A 17,103-nucleotide genomic window follows, 5' to 3' on the forward strand; every position below is an offset into this window, starting at 1 on the left:
AAAGACCACAACAAAACGTCATCATCCCGAAAAAGAAAAAACCCGCCGAAAATATCGACGGGTTTGTCAGCGGTCTGAACCGGCAGGAGCAATCCTGCCGGTTTTTGTTTGCCAGAAAAATGCCGACGGGAGTGAGGGATCCCGCCGGCGTCGATCCCGAAGCAAGGCGGAGCGCTTCGGATCGAAAACCGTCACCGGCCGATTGACGGTGCAAGCCGTCCCTCATCCAGCCGCAAGAGGCGCGCGCATTCGTCATTTTCTATTGTTGATAACGACCGGACCCGAGTTCCCGGCGCTGCTCCAGATCGTATCGAAAGTCTGTTGCCTCAATTCGCTTTGCTGCATGGAGAGTTTCATCATGCAGTCGGCGAAATCCCGCGAGCCTTCGTAGTAGCCGAAGACGCGGCAGCGCTCTCGTTGCGCGGCCATGTTTGCCGCCGTCTGCTCCGTACTCGAGCAACCCGAAACTATCGGGCCGGCGGCCAGTAGTATTATAAAGGTAGTTATCCGTTTCATCCGATCGCTCCGGTAATGAAAAAAGCAATTCGGAGGCGAGAACTAACCCAGCTGCATTGTCTCTATGTTACGTTGAAACACGGGCAGGTGAATTGTTTTTGCGGGGTATGCGCCGCGTCTCCACGCCTTGGATTTTTCCCTGCACGCCGGAAAAAATCTGATTTCCTGCCTTTGTCTGGTCCATTTTGGGACTGACAAGAAACACAGGGATAATGGTCGTGCGCAATGCACTGCGGCCCTGCCGTATCATTCGATACACCCCGCCTTGCATCGTCTTTCAACGCCGCCCGAAACGGCGCTGACAGACCGCAACCCGTGGCGCATTGACTGCAAACGCGCAGAGCCATTATCGCAGCGGCCAAGGCGGTTTGAGTAAGGCGGGTGGACGTGGAATCATTTTATCTTCTGTTGCTGGTCGCAACTGTTCTCGTTCTCGTCGCCGCGTTTTCGAGCCTCATCGCCTTCCGCTTCGGCGCGCCTCTCCTCCTGCTTTTCCTGATGATCGGCCTTGCAGCCGGCGTGGACGGCCTCGGCATCCAATTCGCCAACAATCCGTTGGCCTATATGCTTGGCTCGCTGGTGCTTGCCGTCATCCTCTTCGATTCCGGTTTCGGCACGTCCATCCAGTCCTTCCGGCTTTCGGCCGCACCCGCCGTCACTCTCGCCACAGTCGGCGTCATCCTCACATCCGTCTTTTTTGCGGGCGCAGCGGCGCTTTTGCTTGGGCTTTCCTGGCTAGAAGGACTGCTGCTTGGCGCCATCGTCGCCTCCACCGATGCGGCGGCCGTATTCTTCCTGCTGCGCATCGGCGGCATCCACATACGCGATCAGGTTCGTTCGACGCTGGAAGTCGAATCCGGCACCAACGATCCGATGGCGATCTTCCTCACCATTGCCCTGGTTGAAATCATCGCCAAGGGTCAGGGATTGGCCGGCATCGACAGCGGCTTTCTGCTGCTTTTCATCGAGCAGATGGGGCTTGGCGTGATTTTCGGCCTGCTCGGCGGCGTCATGATCGCCACCGTCGTCAATCGGTTCGCCGCCGACCGCGGACTGGCTCCAATTTTCGTGCTCGCACTGGCGCTGCTGGTCTTCTCTTTCACCGGTACAATTGGCGGCAGCGGTTTTCTGGCGGTCTATGTGGCTGGCATTGTTGCCGGCAACCGCCGGATTTTCGCCAAGGAAACCATCCGCCGTTTCCATGAGGGGCTGACCTGGCTTGCACAGATCATCATGTTCTTGATGCTCGGCCTGCTCGCCACCCCGTCGCAATTTCCGGCGATCGCCATTCCGGCCGTGCTGCTCGCGCTTTTCCTCATCTTCGTCGCCCGCCCGCTTGCGGTCTGGCTGAGCCTCATGCCCTTCAATTATACCCAGCAGGAAACCTCCTTCGTGGCATGGGTGGGCCTGCGCGGCGCCGTCTCCATCCTGCTCGCCATCATGCCCATTCTCGGCGGGCTGGACGATGCGCAGATTTATTTCAACGCCGCCTTCATCATCGTGCTGGTGTCACTTCTCGTGCAAGGCTGGACCATCAAGCCCGTGGCGACACGGCTCGGACTGATCGTGCCGCCGCGCATGGGCGAGGTGGACAAGCTGGAGGTCGATCTTCCCGGCACGGCCAATCATGAACTGATCTCCTACCGGGTCGCGAACGGCAGCGCCATCATGCAGGGCGAGCGCATTCCACGCTGGGCCATGCCTTCGCTGGTGGTGCGCGACGGCAAGTCGATCCGCTATCAATATGCCGGGCGGCTGCGGGAGAACGATCTCGTCTACCTCTTCATCGCACCGGGCTATTCCCGCCTGATCGATCGGCTGTTCGCCAGCGCCCTGCCGGTTGCCGATGACGACGCCGAGTTCTTCGGCACCTTCGCGATCTCACCCGCCCGCCCGGCGAAGGAGCTGGACGCGGCCTATGGTCCCGGTTTGCTATCGGCCGCCGAACAGACGATGAGCGTTGCAGAATTGATCGAAGCACGCCTTGCCGGCAAGGCTGCTTACGCCGACCGCGTGCGCCTCGGCTCCATCGTTCTGATCGTTCGCACATTGGACGAACACGAGGTGATAACCGGGGTGGGCATCTCCCTCGAACCGGTAGAACCGGCCACCAGCCTGCCGATCTTCATCAGCTTTTCGGAAATCCTCAACCGTGTGCGCCATTATCTCGCAGAGAAGCGCCAGCCGCGCCCCGCCGGCTTGGAAGAAAGCACCCCGGCACCTGCCAATACAGTGAGAGAAAATGAGACCTGACCCGCTTGCGTCGGCATTCAGGCATAGTATGGTCCGTGCCGAACTCGCAACAAATCAGGATCGACCTATGCCCGCTTTCAAGACCCTCGACGACCTCAACGACATTGCCGGAAAGCGCGTTCTCGTCCGCGTTGATCTCAACGTGCCGGTCGCGGATGGCAAGGTGACGGACGCAACCCGTATCGAACGTGTTGCGCCGACCATTCTGGAGCTGTCCTCCAAGGGTGCGAAAGTCATCCTGCTCGCTCATTTCGGCCGTCCGAAGGGCGAACCGGTCGCCGACATGTCGCTCTCCCAGATCGTGCCCGCCGTCGAGGAAGTGCTGGATCACGCCGTTTCCTTCGCGACCGACTGCATCGGCGTACCGGCGGCGGACGCCGTCGCGAAACTGAACGACGGCGATATCCTGCTTCTGGAAAACACCCGCTTCCACAAGGGCGAAGAAAAGAACGATCCCACCTTCGTCGAGGCGCTGGCGGCCAACGGCGATGTCTATGTGAACGACGCTTTCTCCGCCGCCCACCGCGCCCACGCCTCCACCGAAGGACTTGCGCGCCACCTGCCCGCTTATGCCGGACGCACCATGCAGGCCGAGCTAGAGGCGCTGGAAAAGGGTCTTGGCCAGCCGGTCCGTCCGGTGGTCGCCATCGTCGGCGGCGCCAAGGTTTCGAGCAAGATCGATCTCTTGATGAACCTCGTCAAGAAGGTCGACGCCCTCGTCATCGGCGGTGGCATGGCCAACACCTTCCTCGCCGCACGCGGCACAAATGTTGGCAAATCACTCTGCGAGCATGATCTGGCCGAGACCGCAAAGCAGATCATGATCGAGGCGGCGACATCCGGCTGCGCCATCGTGCTGCCGGAAGATGGCGTGGTGGCTCGCGAATTCAAGGCTGGTGCGGCCAATGAAACCGTCGATATCAACGCCATTCCCGCCGATGCTATGGTTCTCGATGTCGGCCCGAAATCGGTGGAAAGCATCAAGGCCTGGATTTCCCGTGCGGAAACGCTGGTCTGGAACGGCCCGCTCGGCGCCTTTGAAATCGAGCCCTTTGATGCAGCGACTGTGGCTGCGGCAAAACATGCCGCCGAATGCACGAAGGCCGGCAAGCTCGTCTCCGTTGCAGGCGGTGGTGATACCGTCGCGGCGCTCAACCATGCCGGTGTTTCGGACGATTTCTCCTATGTATCCACGGCTGGCGGCGCCTTCCTCGAATGGATGGAAGGCAAGGAACTGCCGGGCGTTGCCATCCTCTCCGCCGCCAAGTAAACTTATCTAACTTGCCTGACACAAGGCCGGACAAGCGATGCTTGTCCGGCCTTGTTTTTTGGTAAGTGCACGCGGGAGGAAAAGTTTCAAACGATTGAAATGATTTCAATCGTTTCAATGAGTTAGCGTGCCATTTCCCTGCCCTGGAACTTCTGTTATCGGAAATTTATTGTGCCTTGGGAGAATAGCAAATGACCGAACGTCTCGAAGACATCGCAATCAAAATGGTCGCCGACGGCAAGGGCCTGCTCGCCGCCGACGAATCCACGGGAACGATCAAAAAGCGTTTCGACAGCATCAATCTGGAGTCGACCGAGACCGCCCGCCGCGATTATCGCGAAATGCTGTTCCGTTCCGACGACGCCATGAAGAAATACATCTCCGGCGTCATCCTCTATGAAGAGACCCTGTTCCAAAAGGCCGCCGACGGCACGCCTTTCGTGGATATCATCAAGGCGGCCGGCAGCCTGCCGGGCATCAAGGTGGATATTGGCGCCAAGCCTATGGCTTTCCACCCGCATGAATTCATCACCGAAGGTCTCGACGGTCTTTACGAGCGCCTGCGTAAATATCATGAAGCCGGTGCCCGCTTCGCCAAGTGGCGCGGCGTGATCACTATCGGTGAACAGCGTCCGAGCTGGGGCTCTATCAAGGCAAACTCCCAGTCGCTCGCCCGTTACGCCGCGCTCTGCCAGCAGGCGGACATCGTGCCAATCGTCGAGCCGGAAGTGCTGATGGACGGCGAGCCCGGCACGCATGACATCGACCGCTGTGCGGAAGTTACGCAATGGGTTTTGCAGACCGTGTTTGCGGATCTGTTCGACGCCCGCGTGAACCTTGAAGGCATGATCCTCAAGCCGAACATGATCATCGACGGCAAGAAGGCCCGCAAGGCTTCCGTCGAGGAAGTGGCGGAAAAGACCGTGAAGGTTCTGAAGGCCACCGTGCCCTCGGCCGTTCCGGGCATCGCCTTCCTCTCCGGCGGCCAGTCCTCCGAAGAGGCGACGGCGCATCTCTCCGCCATGAATGCCGGCTACGACCTGCCCTGGTCGCTGACCTATTCCTACGGCCGCGCGCTTCAGGATACGGCCCTCAAGACCTGGGGCGGCAAGCAGGAAAACGTCGCCGCCGGCCAGCGCGCCTTCACGCACCGCGCCGCGATGAACAGCCTCGCCGCCAAGGGCAACTGGAAACAGGAACTCGAAAAGGCCGCCTGAGGCTGACAGAGAACACCAGATAAACAGCAGCCGCCCCAACGGGCGGCTGTTGCGTTTGATAAAGCAAGATCATCCGTACTCCGTCACACGGACCCAATCGTCTTTCATTTTACCTGACTGATAATTCTCAACCGTTTTGATTGTGCATCGCTACCTGCGTGGAAGCATGTCCACCATGGGCAGCCTTATCCGCTGAAGCCGTGCGACCTGACGACTTTATGACCGTCATTGCCGCAATAGACAGCGGATGCGCTCCCCGGCTTCTCCAGCGCATAGCGCCAGACAATCCGGATCGCCCGGCACCATAAGCGCTTTCGTCTCGACGGGCTCTCGAAAAGCCCCGGAAATTGCTGCGTACTCGTTACCTCACAGATGAATTTCAATCAATTACAACACGATCCACTATGTGGACCTCTAAACATGCAATCAAAAACCACGCAATACTGCATTTATACAGTTGATTTTGGCAATCTTCCTGTGTATCCCGAATGCACAGTTATTTAACGGTCCATATTGTGGAGGCAATATACCGCTAGTTTCAGGCTTTTGGAGGGGTCTCGCCGGTCTGGCAATGACAGATATATCCTGATGCGCAGGCCACGATTACGGCCTCGGCGTGGGTAAAATTCTCTTTGTCTGCCGCAGTCCGTTGCGAAGGTTGTTCTGTGGGAGAGGAGGCCCCGATAACCATGACCGCAAACGCTAATGACGACGTATTTGTACTCGATGGAGAGCTTTTGCATACCGGCCCGGTAACAGGCTCGTGGTTCATGCGACCCATTGAGGCCGTGGCGGCGGTGCTGCTGGCGGTGATGATCGGCCTGCTTCTGCTGGGCGTGGCGTCGCGTTATGCCCTGCATTTGCCAATCGTCTGGATCGATGAAACGGCGTCGTTGAGCTTCCTGTGGTTTGCCATGCTGGGTGCGGCAATTGCCATCGACCGCAGCGAACATCTGCGCCTGACGCTGTTTCTCAACATGTTTCCGCAGCGCATTCTGGGCTATGTCAATTCGCTCGCCCTTGTGCTGGTGGCGACATTTCTTGCGGCCATTATCAAGCCGGCGATAGAATATGCCATTGAGGAATGGGTCGTTACCTCGGCGGCGCTGAATATTCCAATGTCCTACCGCGCCGCGGCATTGCCGGTTGGCTGCTGTCTTATGCTGCTGCTGGTTCTCAACAACCTCTTCCGCAGGGAAAATCTGCGGGACATCGTCGCAGCCATTGTCACCGTCGCGGTCGCCTCCGGCCTGCTCTATCTGGCATCGCCGACGCTCGAAACTTTCGGCAATTTCAATCTGGCGATCTTCCTCGGCCTGTTCGTGGCGTTGTTTCTCGTGCTGGGCGTACCGATCGCCTTCTGTTTCGGCCTTGGAACCCTCGCCTACCTGACCTTTACCACCTGGGTTCCGACCATCGTGATGATCGGGCGCATCGACGAAGGCATGTCGGGCATCATCCTATTGTCGGTTCCTGTTTTTGTGCTGCTGGGCTGCGTGCTCGACGCCACCGGCATGGGCAAGGCGATTGTGGAGCTGCTATCCTCGATGTTCGGCCACATTCGCGCGGGCATGTCCTATGTGCTGCTCGGCTCGCTGTTTCTGGTCTCGGGAATTTCCGGCTCCAAGGTTTCGGATATGGCGACGGTTGCACCGGCGTTGTTTCCCGAAATGAAGCGTCGCGGTCACAAGCCCAAGGAAATGATTGCGCTTCTGGCCACCGGCGCCGCTATGGCCGATACGGTTCCGCCCTCCATCGTGCTGATCGTTCTCGGTTCGGCCGCTGGCGTGTCGATTGCAGGCCTCTTCACCTCCGGCTTCATGATCGCCATGGTGCTGCTTCTGGTGCTGGCCGTTCTGGCCCGCTGGAAGGCGCGCCATGAAAACATGGAAGGCGCAAAACGCACCCCATGGCCACTGGTGGGCAAGGCGGCCCTGATTGCCGCCCCGGCGCTGGTTTTGCCCTTCCTCATCCGCAGTCTGGTCGGCGGCGGCGTGGCGACGGCAACCGAGGTTTCCACCATTGCCGTACTCTATGCCTTGATCATCGGCGCGGTGCTTTACGGCGGCATCAGCTTCAAAAAGCTCTATTCGATGCTGGTGGAGACGGCAGCCCTCTCCGGCGCGATCCTGCTGATCCTCGGCTGCGCCTCGGCGATGGCCTGGGGGCTGACGCAGAGCGGCTTTGCCTTCCAGCTGACCGCGATGATCACCGATTTGCCGGGCGGCTGGATGACCTATATGGTCGTGTCGATCCTGATTTTCATGATCCTCGGTTGCGTGCTGGAAGGCCTGCCGGCAATCGTATTGCTTGCACCGATCATGTTCCCCATCGCCCGCACACTCGGCATCAACGACATCCATTATTCGATGGTCGTGGTGGTCGCCATGAATATCGGCCTGATGGCGCCGCCCATCGGCATCGGTTTCTATATCGCCTGCAAGATTGGCAACGTCTCGCCTGATGAGGCCATGGGCGCCATCTGGCCCTATCTTGCAGCCATGGTCATCGGTCTGCTGCTGATTGCAGCAATTCCGGGCTTCTCGACAATTCTGCTCTGAGACCGTGGCGGGTCCATCCGCCACGCCGATGAATGACATATGCTTTTATTTTGGGAGGAGAAAGCAATGAATATCAACAGACGTACCGTGTTGGCCGGCGCCGGTTCCGCCGTTCTTGCCACCGCTTTTGTGTCGCGCGCCCGCGCTGCGCAATTCAATTATAAATATGCCAACAACCTGCCTGCCGCGCACCCCATGAACATCCGCGCCAAGGAGGCGGCTGACCGTATCGCCAAGGAAACCGACGGCCAGGTGAATATCAACATCTTCCCCAGCAGCCAGTTGGGCGCTGATACCGATGTGTTGAGCCAGGTACGTTCGGGCGGTGTTGAATTCTTTACGCTTTCGCCACTGATCCTCTCGACGCTGGTGCCGAATGCATCCATCAGCGGCATCGGCTTCGCCTTCCCGAACTACGATTCGGTATGGGCGGCCATGGATGGCGATCTCGGCAAATATGTGCGCGGCGAAATCGCCAAGCAGAACCTCGTTGCCATGGACACGATCTGGGATAACGGTTTCCGCCAGATCACCAGCGCTTCGAAGCCCATCGCCACGCCGGCCGATCTCGAAAGCTTCAAGATTCGCGTGCCGGTCAGCCCGCTCTGGACCTCGATGTTCAAGGCGTTCAAATCTGCCCCTGCCTCGATCAATTTCGCTGAAGTCTACACCGCCTTGCAGACCGGCGTTGTCGATGGCCAGGAAAACCCGCTGGCGATCATTTCCACCGCCAAGCTGTTCGAAGTGCAGAAATTCTGCTCGGTCACGAACCATATGTGGGACGGCTTCTGGTTCCTGGCAAACAAGCGCGCCTGGGAGCGCCTGCCCGATGACCTGCGCGCCATCGTTGCCAAAAACCTCAATCAGGCCGGCAAGGACGAGCGAGCCGATGTGGCGAAACTCAACGCCTCGGTGAAGGAAGACCTGATTGCCAAGGGCATGACCTTCAACGACACGGACGCCTCACTCTTCCGCGCAACCCTCAAGGAAGCCGGTTTCTATTCCGAATGGAAGGGCAAATATGGCGATGAGGCCTGGGCCATTCTCGAAAAGGCCGTTGGCGCCAGCCTGACCTGATCGGTCCGCTGAATAACTGGCCCCGCGTCAGGCGGGGCCGACCCGACTATTTCTGACGATTGTAATGGAGACTGTTTTGACAGGTCGCCTGACGGGAAAACGCGCCATTGTTTTTGGCGCAGGATCATCTGGTCCGGGTTTCGGCAATGGCAAGGCTGCGGCCATGCAATTTGCCCGCGAAGGCGCGCGTGTGGCCTGTGTCGACCTCTCCGTTGACGCGGCCGAGGAAACCGCACAGATCATTCGAGGCGAAGGTTTCGAGGCGATTGCGATTGCTGCCGATGTGACGAAACTCGATTCCGTATCGGCCACGGTTGCTCGGACCTGCGAGGTCTTCGGCGGCATCGATATCCTGCACAATAATGTCGGCGTGACCCATATGGGCGGCCCGGTCGAGCTGGATGAGGAACGCTTTCGAGCCTCGGTTGATCTCAATATCGGCTCCGTTTATCGCACCACCAAGGCCGTACTGCCGGTAATGCTGGCGCAAGGCGGCGGGGCCATCGTCAACATCTCCTCGCTCGCCTCCATTCGCTGGACCGGCTATCCCTATTTTGCCTATTACGCCATGAAAGCCGCCGTAAACCAGGCGACCGTGGCGCTGGCCATGCAATATGCCCGCCAAGGCATTCGCGCCAATTGCGTTCTGCCCGGAATGATCGATACGCCGCTGATCTACAAGCAGATCAGCAATCAATATGCCTCCGTCGAAGATATGGTGGCGGCGCGCAATGCCGCGGTCCCGGTCGGGCGCATGGGCGATGCCTTCGATATCGCCCATGCGGCAGTCTTTCTGGCATCCGATGAAGCCAAGTTCATCACCGGCGTCTGCCTGCCGGTCGATGGTGGGCAAAGCTGTGCGGTGGGAGCGTTCTCCTGATATGGCCACGATGCTTCCCACAGAAAGCGACCTGACGGGCGCGCGCGCGGTAGACCGGGCGCTGGGACTTCTATCGATGGTGGGGCGTCATGCCGAACGCGGTGTGGCGCTTTCGGTCATCGTTACCGAAAGCGGGCTGAACAAGCCCACGGCCCGCCGCCTGCTGCTGGCGCTGATCCGCGCAGGCCTGGTGGAGCAGGATGAGGAAACGCGGCGTTATTATCTGGGCGAGGAAGCCTATGTGCTGGGCAGCCTGTCATCGCGCCGTTTCGGCTTGCTGCAGATGGCCCAGGACAGTCTGACGCGCATTTCCCGCCGCACTGAGGATTCGAGTTTCCTTTCCGTGCGCCGCGACACGTTTGCACTGTGCCTTTATCGCGAAGAAGGCACCTGGCCGGTGCGCACCCACGCGCTTCAGGCCGGTTTCGAGCACCCCTTGGGCATAGGCGCGGGATCGCTCGCCATGCTGGCGGCGCTGCCCGACGCCGAGGTGGAAAGCGTCATTGCCGCCAATAGCGGGCTGATCGCCGCGAACTATCCCGGCATCACGCTTGACGGACTGCACCGCGATGTCGAATTGACGAGAACCAATGGTTATTCGCTCAATCCGGGTCTGATCCTTTCGAATTCCTGGGGTATCGGCGTTGCCATCCGAACCCCGGATGGCGCGGTGGCGGGGGCGTTGAGCATTGCCGCCGTCGACAGCCGCATGCGGCCGGAGCGTCAGCCGGAACTGGCGGCAGTGCTGCGCGAGGAAGTAACCCGCATCGAGACACGCATTGCGGAAATGATGGCCAGCCGCGCCCGCACACGCGGCGAAGGCGACGCGAAACGGCAAACAAGGAGAACGAGCAAATGAGCAAAGCACAGATCGTCGGCTGGGCGCACTCGCCTTTCGGCAAATCGGCCCTTGAAAATACCGAGCAACTGATGGCCTCGGTCGTGGCGCCGGCCATAGACCATGCCGGCGTCGATGTCGGCGATATAGACGGCATTTTCGTCGGCGTGATGAATAACGGTTTCTCGAAGCAGGATTTTCAGGGCGCGCTGGTGGCCATGGGCGATGAGCGCCTCGCCTATACGCCCGCCGTGCGTTTCGAGAACGCCTGCTCGACGGGATCGGCCGCCCTTTACAGCGCCATGGATTTCATCGAGGCGGGACGCGGGCGCATCGCGCTCGTTGTCGGCGCCGAAAAAATGACGGCGCTGCCAACCGCCGAGGTGGGTGAAATCCTTCTATCCGCCTGCTACCGTGCTGAGGAAGCCGATATTTCCGGCGGCTTTGCCGGCCAGTTCGGACGTATCGCTGAGGCCTATTTCCAGCGCTATGGTAATCGTTCCGAAGAACTGGCGATGATCGCCGCCAAGAACCATGCCAATGGCGCGGTCAATCCCTATGCCCATATGCGCAAGGATTTCGGCTTCGATTTCTGCAACACGGTATCGGATAAGAACCCCTATGTCGCAGGCCCCCTGCGCCGCACCGACTGCTCGCTGATCTCCGACGGCGCTGCCGCCATCATTCTGGCCGATGAGGAAACCGCAGCGACACTCAACCGCGCCATCGGTTTCAGGGGCCGCAAGCATGTCAATGACATTCTGGCGCTGAGCCGCCGCGATCCGCTGGCCTTCGAGGGCGCACGCCGCGCCTGGGCAGGTTCGCTGGAACTCGCCGGGGCGACGCTCAACGACCTCTCCTTCGTCGAAACCCATGATTGTTTCACCATTGCCGAACTCATCGAATATGAGGCGATGGGGCTGGCGAAGCCCGGCGAAGGCCATCGGGTGGTGCGCGAAGGCACAGCCCTGAAAACCGGGCGTCTGCCGATCAACCCCTCCGGCGGGCTGAAATCCAAGGGGCATCCGGTCGGGGCGACCGGCGTTTCCATGCATGTCATGGCGGCGATGCAATTGATGGGCGAAGCGGGCGACATGCAGATCCCCGGCGCCTCGCTCGCCGGTGTTTTCAACATGGGAGGAACTGCGGTTGCCAACTATGTATCGATCATGGAGCGCGTGAAATGACGATACATCCTCCGGGCGGGGTTGCGCCTTCGACCACGCGGGTCATGAACCTCTCGCATTTCCTGACCCAGGCTGCGCGCCGCAACCCTGCCGACATCGGCTTCGTATGGGGTGACAAGAGCTGGACATGGGCTGAAATGGACGCCCGCGTCGATGCGATGGCGATGGCGCTGGTGATCGAATTCGGCGTCAGGAAAGGCGACCGCATTCTGGTGCAGTCTTCCAACAACAACCAGATGTTCGAATCCATGTTCGCCTGCTTTCGCGTGGGCGCGGTGTGGGTGCCGACCAATTATCGCCAGTCGCCCGACGAGGTCGCCTATCTGGCGAAAGCCAGCGGCGCACGCGGCATGATCTGCGCCAGCGCTTTTCCCGAGCATGCAAGGGCCAGCCGTGAGACGACCGCGATCAATTTCACCATCGCCATTGGCACGGCCGAATTCGGCGAGGACTACGATACTATCGTGGCCCGTCATCTGGGTCAGAAAGTGAAAAGCGAGGCGGTGGATCGGGACGATCCCTGCTGGTTCTTCTTCACCTCCGGCACGACGGGCCGGCCCAAGGCTGCGGTGCTGACCCATGGCCAGATGGCCTTTGTCATCACCAACCATCTCTGCGATCTGATGCCTGGCACCGGACCGGGCGACGCTTCCATCGTCGTTGCGCCGCTTTCGCACGGCGCGGGCATTCACCAGCTGGTGCAGGTGGCGCATGGGGCAAAAACGGTGCTTCCGGCCGCGGAAAAGCTCGATGTGCCCGCGGTGTGGGCGCTGATCGAGAAATGGCGCGTCACCAATGCCTTCACCGTGCCGACCATTCTGAAAATGCTGATCGAAGACCCTTCCGTGGATCGTTTCGATCATTCGTCGCTGCGCTACGTTATCTATGCCGGCGCGCCCATGTATCGCGCCGATCAGAAACGGGCGCTCGCCAAGCTCGGCCCGGTGCTGGTGCAATATTTCGGCCTCGGCGAAGTGACCGGCAACATCACCGTGCTGCCGCCTTCCTTCCACACCGCCGAAGACGGCCCTGAGGCGCGGATCGGCACCTGCGGTTTTGATCGCACCGGCATGGAAGTGCAAATCCAGAACGATGCGGGCGAGGAGCTTCAGGCCGGTGAAACCGGCGAAATCTGCGTGATCGGTCCCGCTGTTTTCGCGGGTTATTACGATAATCCCGACGCCAATGCCAAAGCGTTCCGCAACGGCTGGTTCCGCACCGGCGATCTTGGCCACCGCGATGAGAACGGGTTCGTATACATCACCGGCCGCGCCTCCGACATGTATATTTCCGGCGGCTCGAACATCTATCCGCGTGAGATCGAGGAGAAAATCCTCATGCACCCGGATATCAGCGAAACAGCGGTTCTGGGCGTGCCGGATGCGGTGTGGGGCGAGGTCGGCGTCGCCGTCTGCGTGGCGCGGGAGGGCGCGGATATCGCCGGCATCGACCTGAAAGCCTATCTCGACGGCAAGATGGCCCGTTACAAGCTGCCGAAAGCCATTGTGTTCTGGGATGCCATGCCAAAATCCGCCTATGGCAAGATCACCAAGAAGATGATCCGCGAGGAGCTGGAAAAGCGCGGCCAGATGCCGGTTTTCGAGGAAAAACTGACCGGCTGAAGGCCGCAACGCATAACCGGGAGGAGACGGTATGACACAGCAGACGAGAGAGATGAAAGGCGCTGTCGCCATCACCGGCGGCGCATCGGGTATCGGCTTTTCCACGGCGCAGCTGTTGATGGCGCGCGGCTGGCAGCCATGGCTACTGGATCTCAAGCGTGAGGCGCTGGATGCCGCTTGCGGAAAACTCGGGATCGATGCCTCGCGCGGCATCGTCTGCAACGTGGCGGATGAGACGTCTATAGAGGAAGCTTTCACCGCCTTGACGGCAGGCGGCGCGGATCATGCCGTTGATCTGGTGGCCGTCGTCAACAGCGCCGGCATCGGCATCGACAAGCTTTCGGTCGATACCAGCGTGGAAGAATTCCGTCGTATCGTTGACGTTAATCTCGTCGGCAGCTTCGCCGTGGCCCGCACCGCCGCGCGTTACTGGCTGGATCGCGCAATTTCCGGTTCGATCGTCAATATCAGCTCGGTTTCCGGCATGTGCGGCAATCGCGGCCGCAGCGCTTATGGCGCTTCAAAAGGCGGCGTCAATCTTCTGACGATGGTTATGGCGAACGAGCTGGGGCAATCAGGCATTCGCGTCAATGCGATTGCGCCGGGCCCCGTCGATACCCCCCTCACCCAGGCGGTTCATACGGAGAATGTTCGCAGCCAGTGGCACAGCCGCGTTCCCATGCACCGCTATGGCAGGACGGACGAGATCGCCTCTGCCGTGGCTTTCCTTGTGTCGGACGACGCGAGCTACATCAACGGACAGGTGCTGGCCGTGGATGGTGGCTTCATTACCGCAGGGCTTGCAGTATGACGACAATGCCCCCGGAGGGGCTTCCGCGCAGTATCGTCCATCCGGGGCCGGCAACACCCGAACGTTTCCGCGTCGTCGGTTGCCACGCCCATCCGGTCAGGCTGAATGCCAGACCCGGTGTCTGCGTCAACGAGGCGATCGCAGAAGCCTTTGTCGAACAGGGTTTCGATGGCGGTTATGTCAGACTGAAAAATGTGCCGATGAAGCGGTTGCACTATGTCATGCCCGCGGCCGCCCCCGATGAGGCCCATGCCGCTTGGTATAGCGAGACATTCTCCATGCCGGGAGGCACGATCATCGATGCCGGCCTGCATATGGGGCGACGCGACGGTCAGCCGTTTCTGCACTGCCATGGTTCGTGGAAAAGTGCCGAAGGCGTTCTCTCCATGGGCCACCTGCTGCCTTTGGAGTCCGAATTTGCCGGGGAAACACCGCTTGAGGCGCTGGCGCTGGATGGCGCGATCCTGGACGTGCAGAAGGACGAGGAAACCAACTTCCCCCTCTTCACGCCCATCCCGCAGCCGCGCAACCGGAAAGATGCAGGGCTCCGGGCGCTGTTATGCACCGTGCGGCCCAATACCGATATCTGCACGGCGCTTGAAGCCGCCTGCAAACAATTCGACCTGCGGGAGGCCGAGATCAATGGTATCGGCAGCCTGATTGGTGCGGATTATGAAGACGGAACAAGTCTCACCGCCTATGCCAGCGAAATCCTCATCCGCAATGGCCGCATCCACCCCTCCGCCACGGGTGGCGAACGGGCAATGCTGGATATTGCGATGGTCGATCTTACCACGCAGATCAGCGGCGGGCGGCTGGTGCGCGGCAAGAACCCGGTCTGCGTCACTTTCGAACTGCTTCTGACCGAAACACAGGGGGCGGCCGCATGAGTTGCGCCGTGCAACTCCACCGCCCGCCTTACCGTACCTCACGCCGCCTGCGGTTTCTCCACAGGCAACCATTCTTCCAGCGTCACCTCGAAGGTCATGCATACGGGATTGGCGCCGGCAATGAAGGGACCGCCGTAAACCGCGCCATCGGTATCGGCAACAACGCCGGTCAGCGCGGCGCGCAGCGAACCATCTGGCTGGGCGCGCACCTCGCCGGCAATCGAAACGATTTCAACGGCAGGACCGTTTATCTGCAAAAACGCGCCGCTGCGGGTGCCGAGGCACGCATCCACCAGACTGCCCAGCGCGCCGCGCACGAAGGCGTTGCGGAAACCTTCGGCCAGACACAGTTTCTCCACGCCGAGCACGAGATCTTCATTGGGTGCGATGCGGGCATAGGCCACACGGCCCATGGAGCCGGATTCGACAGTGTTATGCGTGTTCATCGGCGCGCTCCGTGCGGTTTCTGGGTTGAAGAAGGGGAATATTGGTTTCGGGATCGAAGGCCTGCTGCAGCACGAAACTGTCGAGCGAAGTCACAAGTGCGGAAATGCCGCCTTCTCCGACGATACAGGATTCTGTCAGCAAATGGCCGCCTTTGACCACACCCGCCGCAGTCCGCATGGCGGCATGACAATGCACGATCGGCTCGTCCTTCATGCTCCGCCCCAGCGTGGCATTGCCGAAAACCAGCCAGGCCGCCCCCGCGTCGATGGGTTTCGTATAGGCGATGACCGCCCTGCCGGAAGGATCGGGTGGGGCCACGCAATAGGACAGGATGTCGAAATAACCGCCAAGAATGGTCAAAGAGGCATTTTCGATGCCGTTTGCGGCCAAAGACCGCACGATGCCATCGTAAAGGCTGCACCCCGGCGCGATGAACAGCCGCATATGGCGCGCAGACGGCGAGCGCAGGCTGTTGATGCGCACCGGCGAAGAAATACCGGGATGTATCAGCGTTCTCGGCCTTGGAAAATGCTGTTGCCGTGTGGGTGCCATGCCTGCTCCTCCCTGCTGCCTGTACCTTGCAGTACGGTACTCAAAGACCAGCCAAAGGTGCTTTCGAATGGCGGCGCCAAAATGCCCTTCGGAAAACACTTCTTTCGCGAGCGACCCCACGGACGGCAGATTTTTTTGCAATATATTTCAGGGAGACCGGCATGACGAAGCCGCTGGACAGAATTGACCGCAAAATATTGCGGGCCCTGCTGGAGAACGGCAGGCTGAGCAATACGGAGCTATCGGAAAAGGTGGGGCTGTCGCCCAGCCCTTGCTGGCAGCGCGTCAAGCGGCTGGAAGACGAAGGGGTCATTCGCGGTTATACCGCCATTCTCGATCAGGCCCATCTGGGGCTGACCGAAACGGTGATCATCGAGATCATGCTGGACCGCCACGACGATGAGGTTCTGGAACGTTTCGGTGAAGCCATGGCCGCTCTTCCCGAAGTCTTGGAAGCCTATCTGACAACCGGCGAATATGATTATCTCATCAAGGTGGCGGTGGCGGGAACCGCGGGCTACGAGCAGTTTCTGCGCCGCAAGCTTTACAAGATCGAGGGTGTGCGCCACTCCCGCTCCTGTTTCGCGCTTAAATGCCTCAAGCACACATTGTCAGTCGTCCCCGATGCCGGGCCTCCGTCTGCCTGAACGGGTCTGGACAGATACGGGAATGGCGCGGTGGAGAGATTTTCGCACCTTGCCAACCTTTGAAACCATTCCGACAGGCGGCTTTTGCGTTACGGGCGCAGAAGCAGCGTCACCGACCAGATGACAAAGGCGGCAACCGCGATCTTCCAGCAATCGCCTCTTTTTTTCAGGCCCGGCAGACCGAGCGGCCGGATGATCTGGACCACCATGGCCAGCAGTAAAAAAAGGCCGATCACCTTCGTCATTTATTGAGCCTTTTCTTTATTTCTGCATCGTCACAGGCTGGACATTTTTACCGTTCACCAGAAGAGTGCAACTCATTCGGGTAACGCCCG

16 protein-coding genes are annotated in these 17,103 nt (G+C 59.9%); 13 read left to right on the top strand and 3 right to left on the bottom strand.

All coding sequences use genetic code 11. The features are described 5' to 3' along the window. The 12 genes from BS627_RS24735 to BS627_RS19655 all read left to right on the top strand — a co-directional run. Positions 1-391: hypothetical protein (locus tag BS627_RS24735; protein ID WP_205635506.1), on the top strand; the 391-nt coding region annotated here is incomplete at its 5' end. Between the two features lie 512 nt (positions 392-903). Further along, a complete protein-coding gene (locus BS627_RS19605) occupies positions 904-2,769 on the top strand; it encodes a potassium/proton antiporter (RefSeq protein WP_077984890.1) in 1,866 nt (621 codons plus the stop codon). Between the two features lie 67 nt (positions 2,770-2,836). Then, the gene (locus tag BS627_RS19610) at positions 2,837-4,039 is read left to right on the top strand and encodes a phosphoglycerate kinase (RefSeq protein WP_077984868.1); all 1,203 of its coding nucleotides are present in this window, start codon (positions 2,837-2,839) and stop codon (positions 4,037-4,039) included. Positions 4,040-4,230: 191 nt separating this feature from the next. Beyond that, a complete protein-coding gene (locus tag BS627_RS19615; RefSeq protein ID WP_003523197.1) occupies positions 4,231-5,256 on the top strand; it encodes a class I fructose-bisphosphate aldolase in 1,026 nt (341 codons plus the stop codon). Between the two features lie 683 nt (positions 5,257-5,939). Further along, the gene (locus BS627_RS19620) at positions 5,940-7,817 is read left to right on the top strand and encodes a TRAP transporter large permease (RefSeq protein ID WP_077984891.1); all 1,878 of its coding nucleotides are present in this window, start codon (positions 5,940-5,942) and stop codon (positions 7,815-7,817) included. A 66-nt stretch (positions 7,818-7,883) separates the two neighbouring features. Then, positions 7,884-8,894 carry a TRAP transporter substrate-binding protein gene (locus BS627_RS19625; protein ID WP_003520342.1) on the top strand — a complete coding sequence of 337 codons (1,011 nt, stop codon included), beginning with the start codon at positions 7,884-7,886 and terminating at the stop codon, positions 8,892-8,894. 76 nt (positions 8,895-8,970) lie between these two features. Beyond that, positions 8,971-9,774 carry an SDR family NAD(P)-dependent oxidoreductase gene (locus tag BS627_RS19630; RefSeq protein WP_165691325.1) on the top strand — a complete coding sequence of 268 codons (804 nt, stop codon included), beginning with the start codon at positions 8,971-8,973 and terminating at the stop codon, positions 9,772-9,774. A gap of 1 nt (position 9,775) precedes the next feature. After that, positions 9,776-10,633 carry an IclR family transcriptional regulator gene (locus BS627_RS19635; RefSeq protein WP_077984870.1) on the top strand — a complete coding sequence of 286 codons (858 nt, stop codon included), beginning with the start codon at positions 9,776-9,778 and terminating at the stop codon, positions 10,631-10,633. Continuing rightward, positions 10,630-11,799, top strand: coding sequence for an acetyl-CoA acetyltransferase (locus BS627_RS19640; RefSeq protein WP_077984871.1), 1,170 nt, complete (start codon positions 10,630-10,632; stop codon positions 11,797-11,799). Before BS627_RS19635 ends, BS627_RS19640 begins: the two co-directional genes overlap by 4 nt. After that, a complete protein-coding gene (locus BS627_RS19645) occupies positions 11,796-13,421 on the top strand; it encodes an acyl-CoA synthetase (RefSeq protein ID WP_077984872.1) in 1,626 nt (541 codons plus the stop codon). Before BS627_RS19640 ends, BS627_RS19645 begins: the two co-directional genes overlap by 4 nt. 31 nt (positions 13,422-13,452) lie before the next feature. Beyond that, a complete protein-coding gene (locus BS627_RS19650; protein ID WP_077984873.1) occupies positions 13,453-14,232 on the top strand; it encodes an SDR family NAD(P)-dependent oxidoreductase in 780 nt (259 codons plus the stop codon). Further along, positions 14,229-15,122, top strand: a complete 894-nt coding sequence (locus BS627_RS19655; protein ID WP_077984874.1) for a PCC domain-containing protein — start codon at positions 14,229-14,231, stop codon at positions 15,120-15,122. Before BS627_RS19650 ends, BS627_RS19655 begins: the two co-directional genes overlap by 4 nt. 38 nt (positions 15,123-15,160) lie before the next feature. Here BS627_RS19655 and BS627_RS19660 read toward each other — a convergent pair whose 3' ends face one another. After that, the gene (locus BS627_RS19660) at positions 15,161-15,568 is read right to left on the bottom strand and encodes a PPC domain-containing DNA-binding protein (RefSeq protein ID WP_162520610.1); all 408 of its coding nucleotides are present in this window, start codon (positions 15,566-15,568) and stop codon (positions 15,161-15,163) included. Next, positions 15,555-16,121, bottom strand: a complete 567-nt coding sequence (locus BS627_RS19665) for a PPC domain-containing DNA-binding protein (protein ID WP_165691326.1) — start codon at positions 16,119-16,121, stop codon at positions 15,555-15,557. The genes BS627_RS19660 and BS627_RS19665 overlap by 14 nt, the downstream gene beginning before the upstream one ends. 161 nt (positions 16,122-16,282) lie before the next feature. On the opposite strand from BS627_RS19665, the gene BS627_RS19670 reads away from it, so the two are divergent. Beyond that, a complete protein-coding gene (locus BS627_RS19670) occupies positions 16,283-16,768 on the top strand; it encodes an Lrp/AsnC family transcriptional regulator (RefSeq protein WP_077984875.1) in 486 nt (161 codons plus the stop codon). Positions 16,769-16,857: 89 nt separating this feature from the next. Here the strand turns inward: BS627_RS19670 and BS627_RS24645 are convergent, their stop codons facing one another. Next, positions 16,858-17,013, bottom strand: a complete 156-nt coding sequence (locus BS627_RS24645) for a hypothetical protein (RefSeq protein WP_165691327.1) — start codon at positions 17,011-17,013, stop codon at positions 16,858-16,860. Positions 17,014-17,103 lie beyond the last annotated feature (90 nt).

The sequence above is a fragment of the Agrobacterium salinitolerans genome, assembly GCF_002008225.1.
GTDB lineage: Bacteria > Pseudomonadota > Alphaproteobacteria > Rhizobiales > Rhizobiaceae > Agrobacterium > Agrobacterium salinitolerans.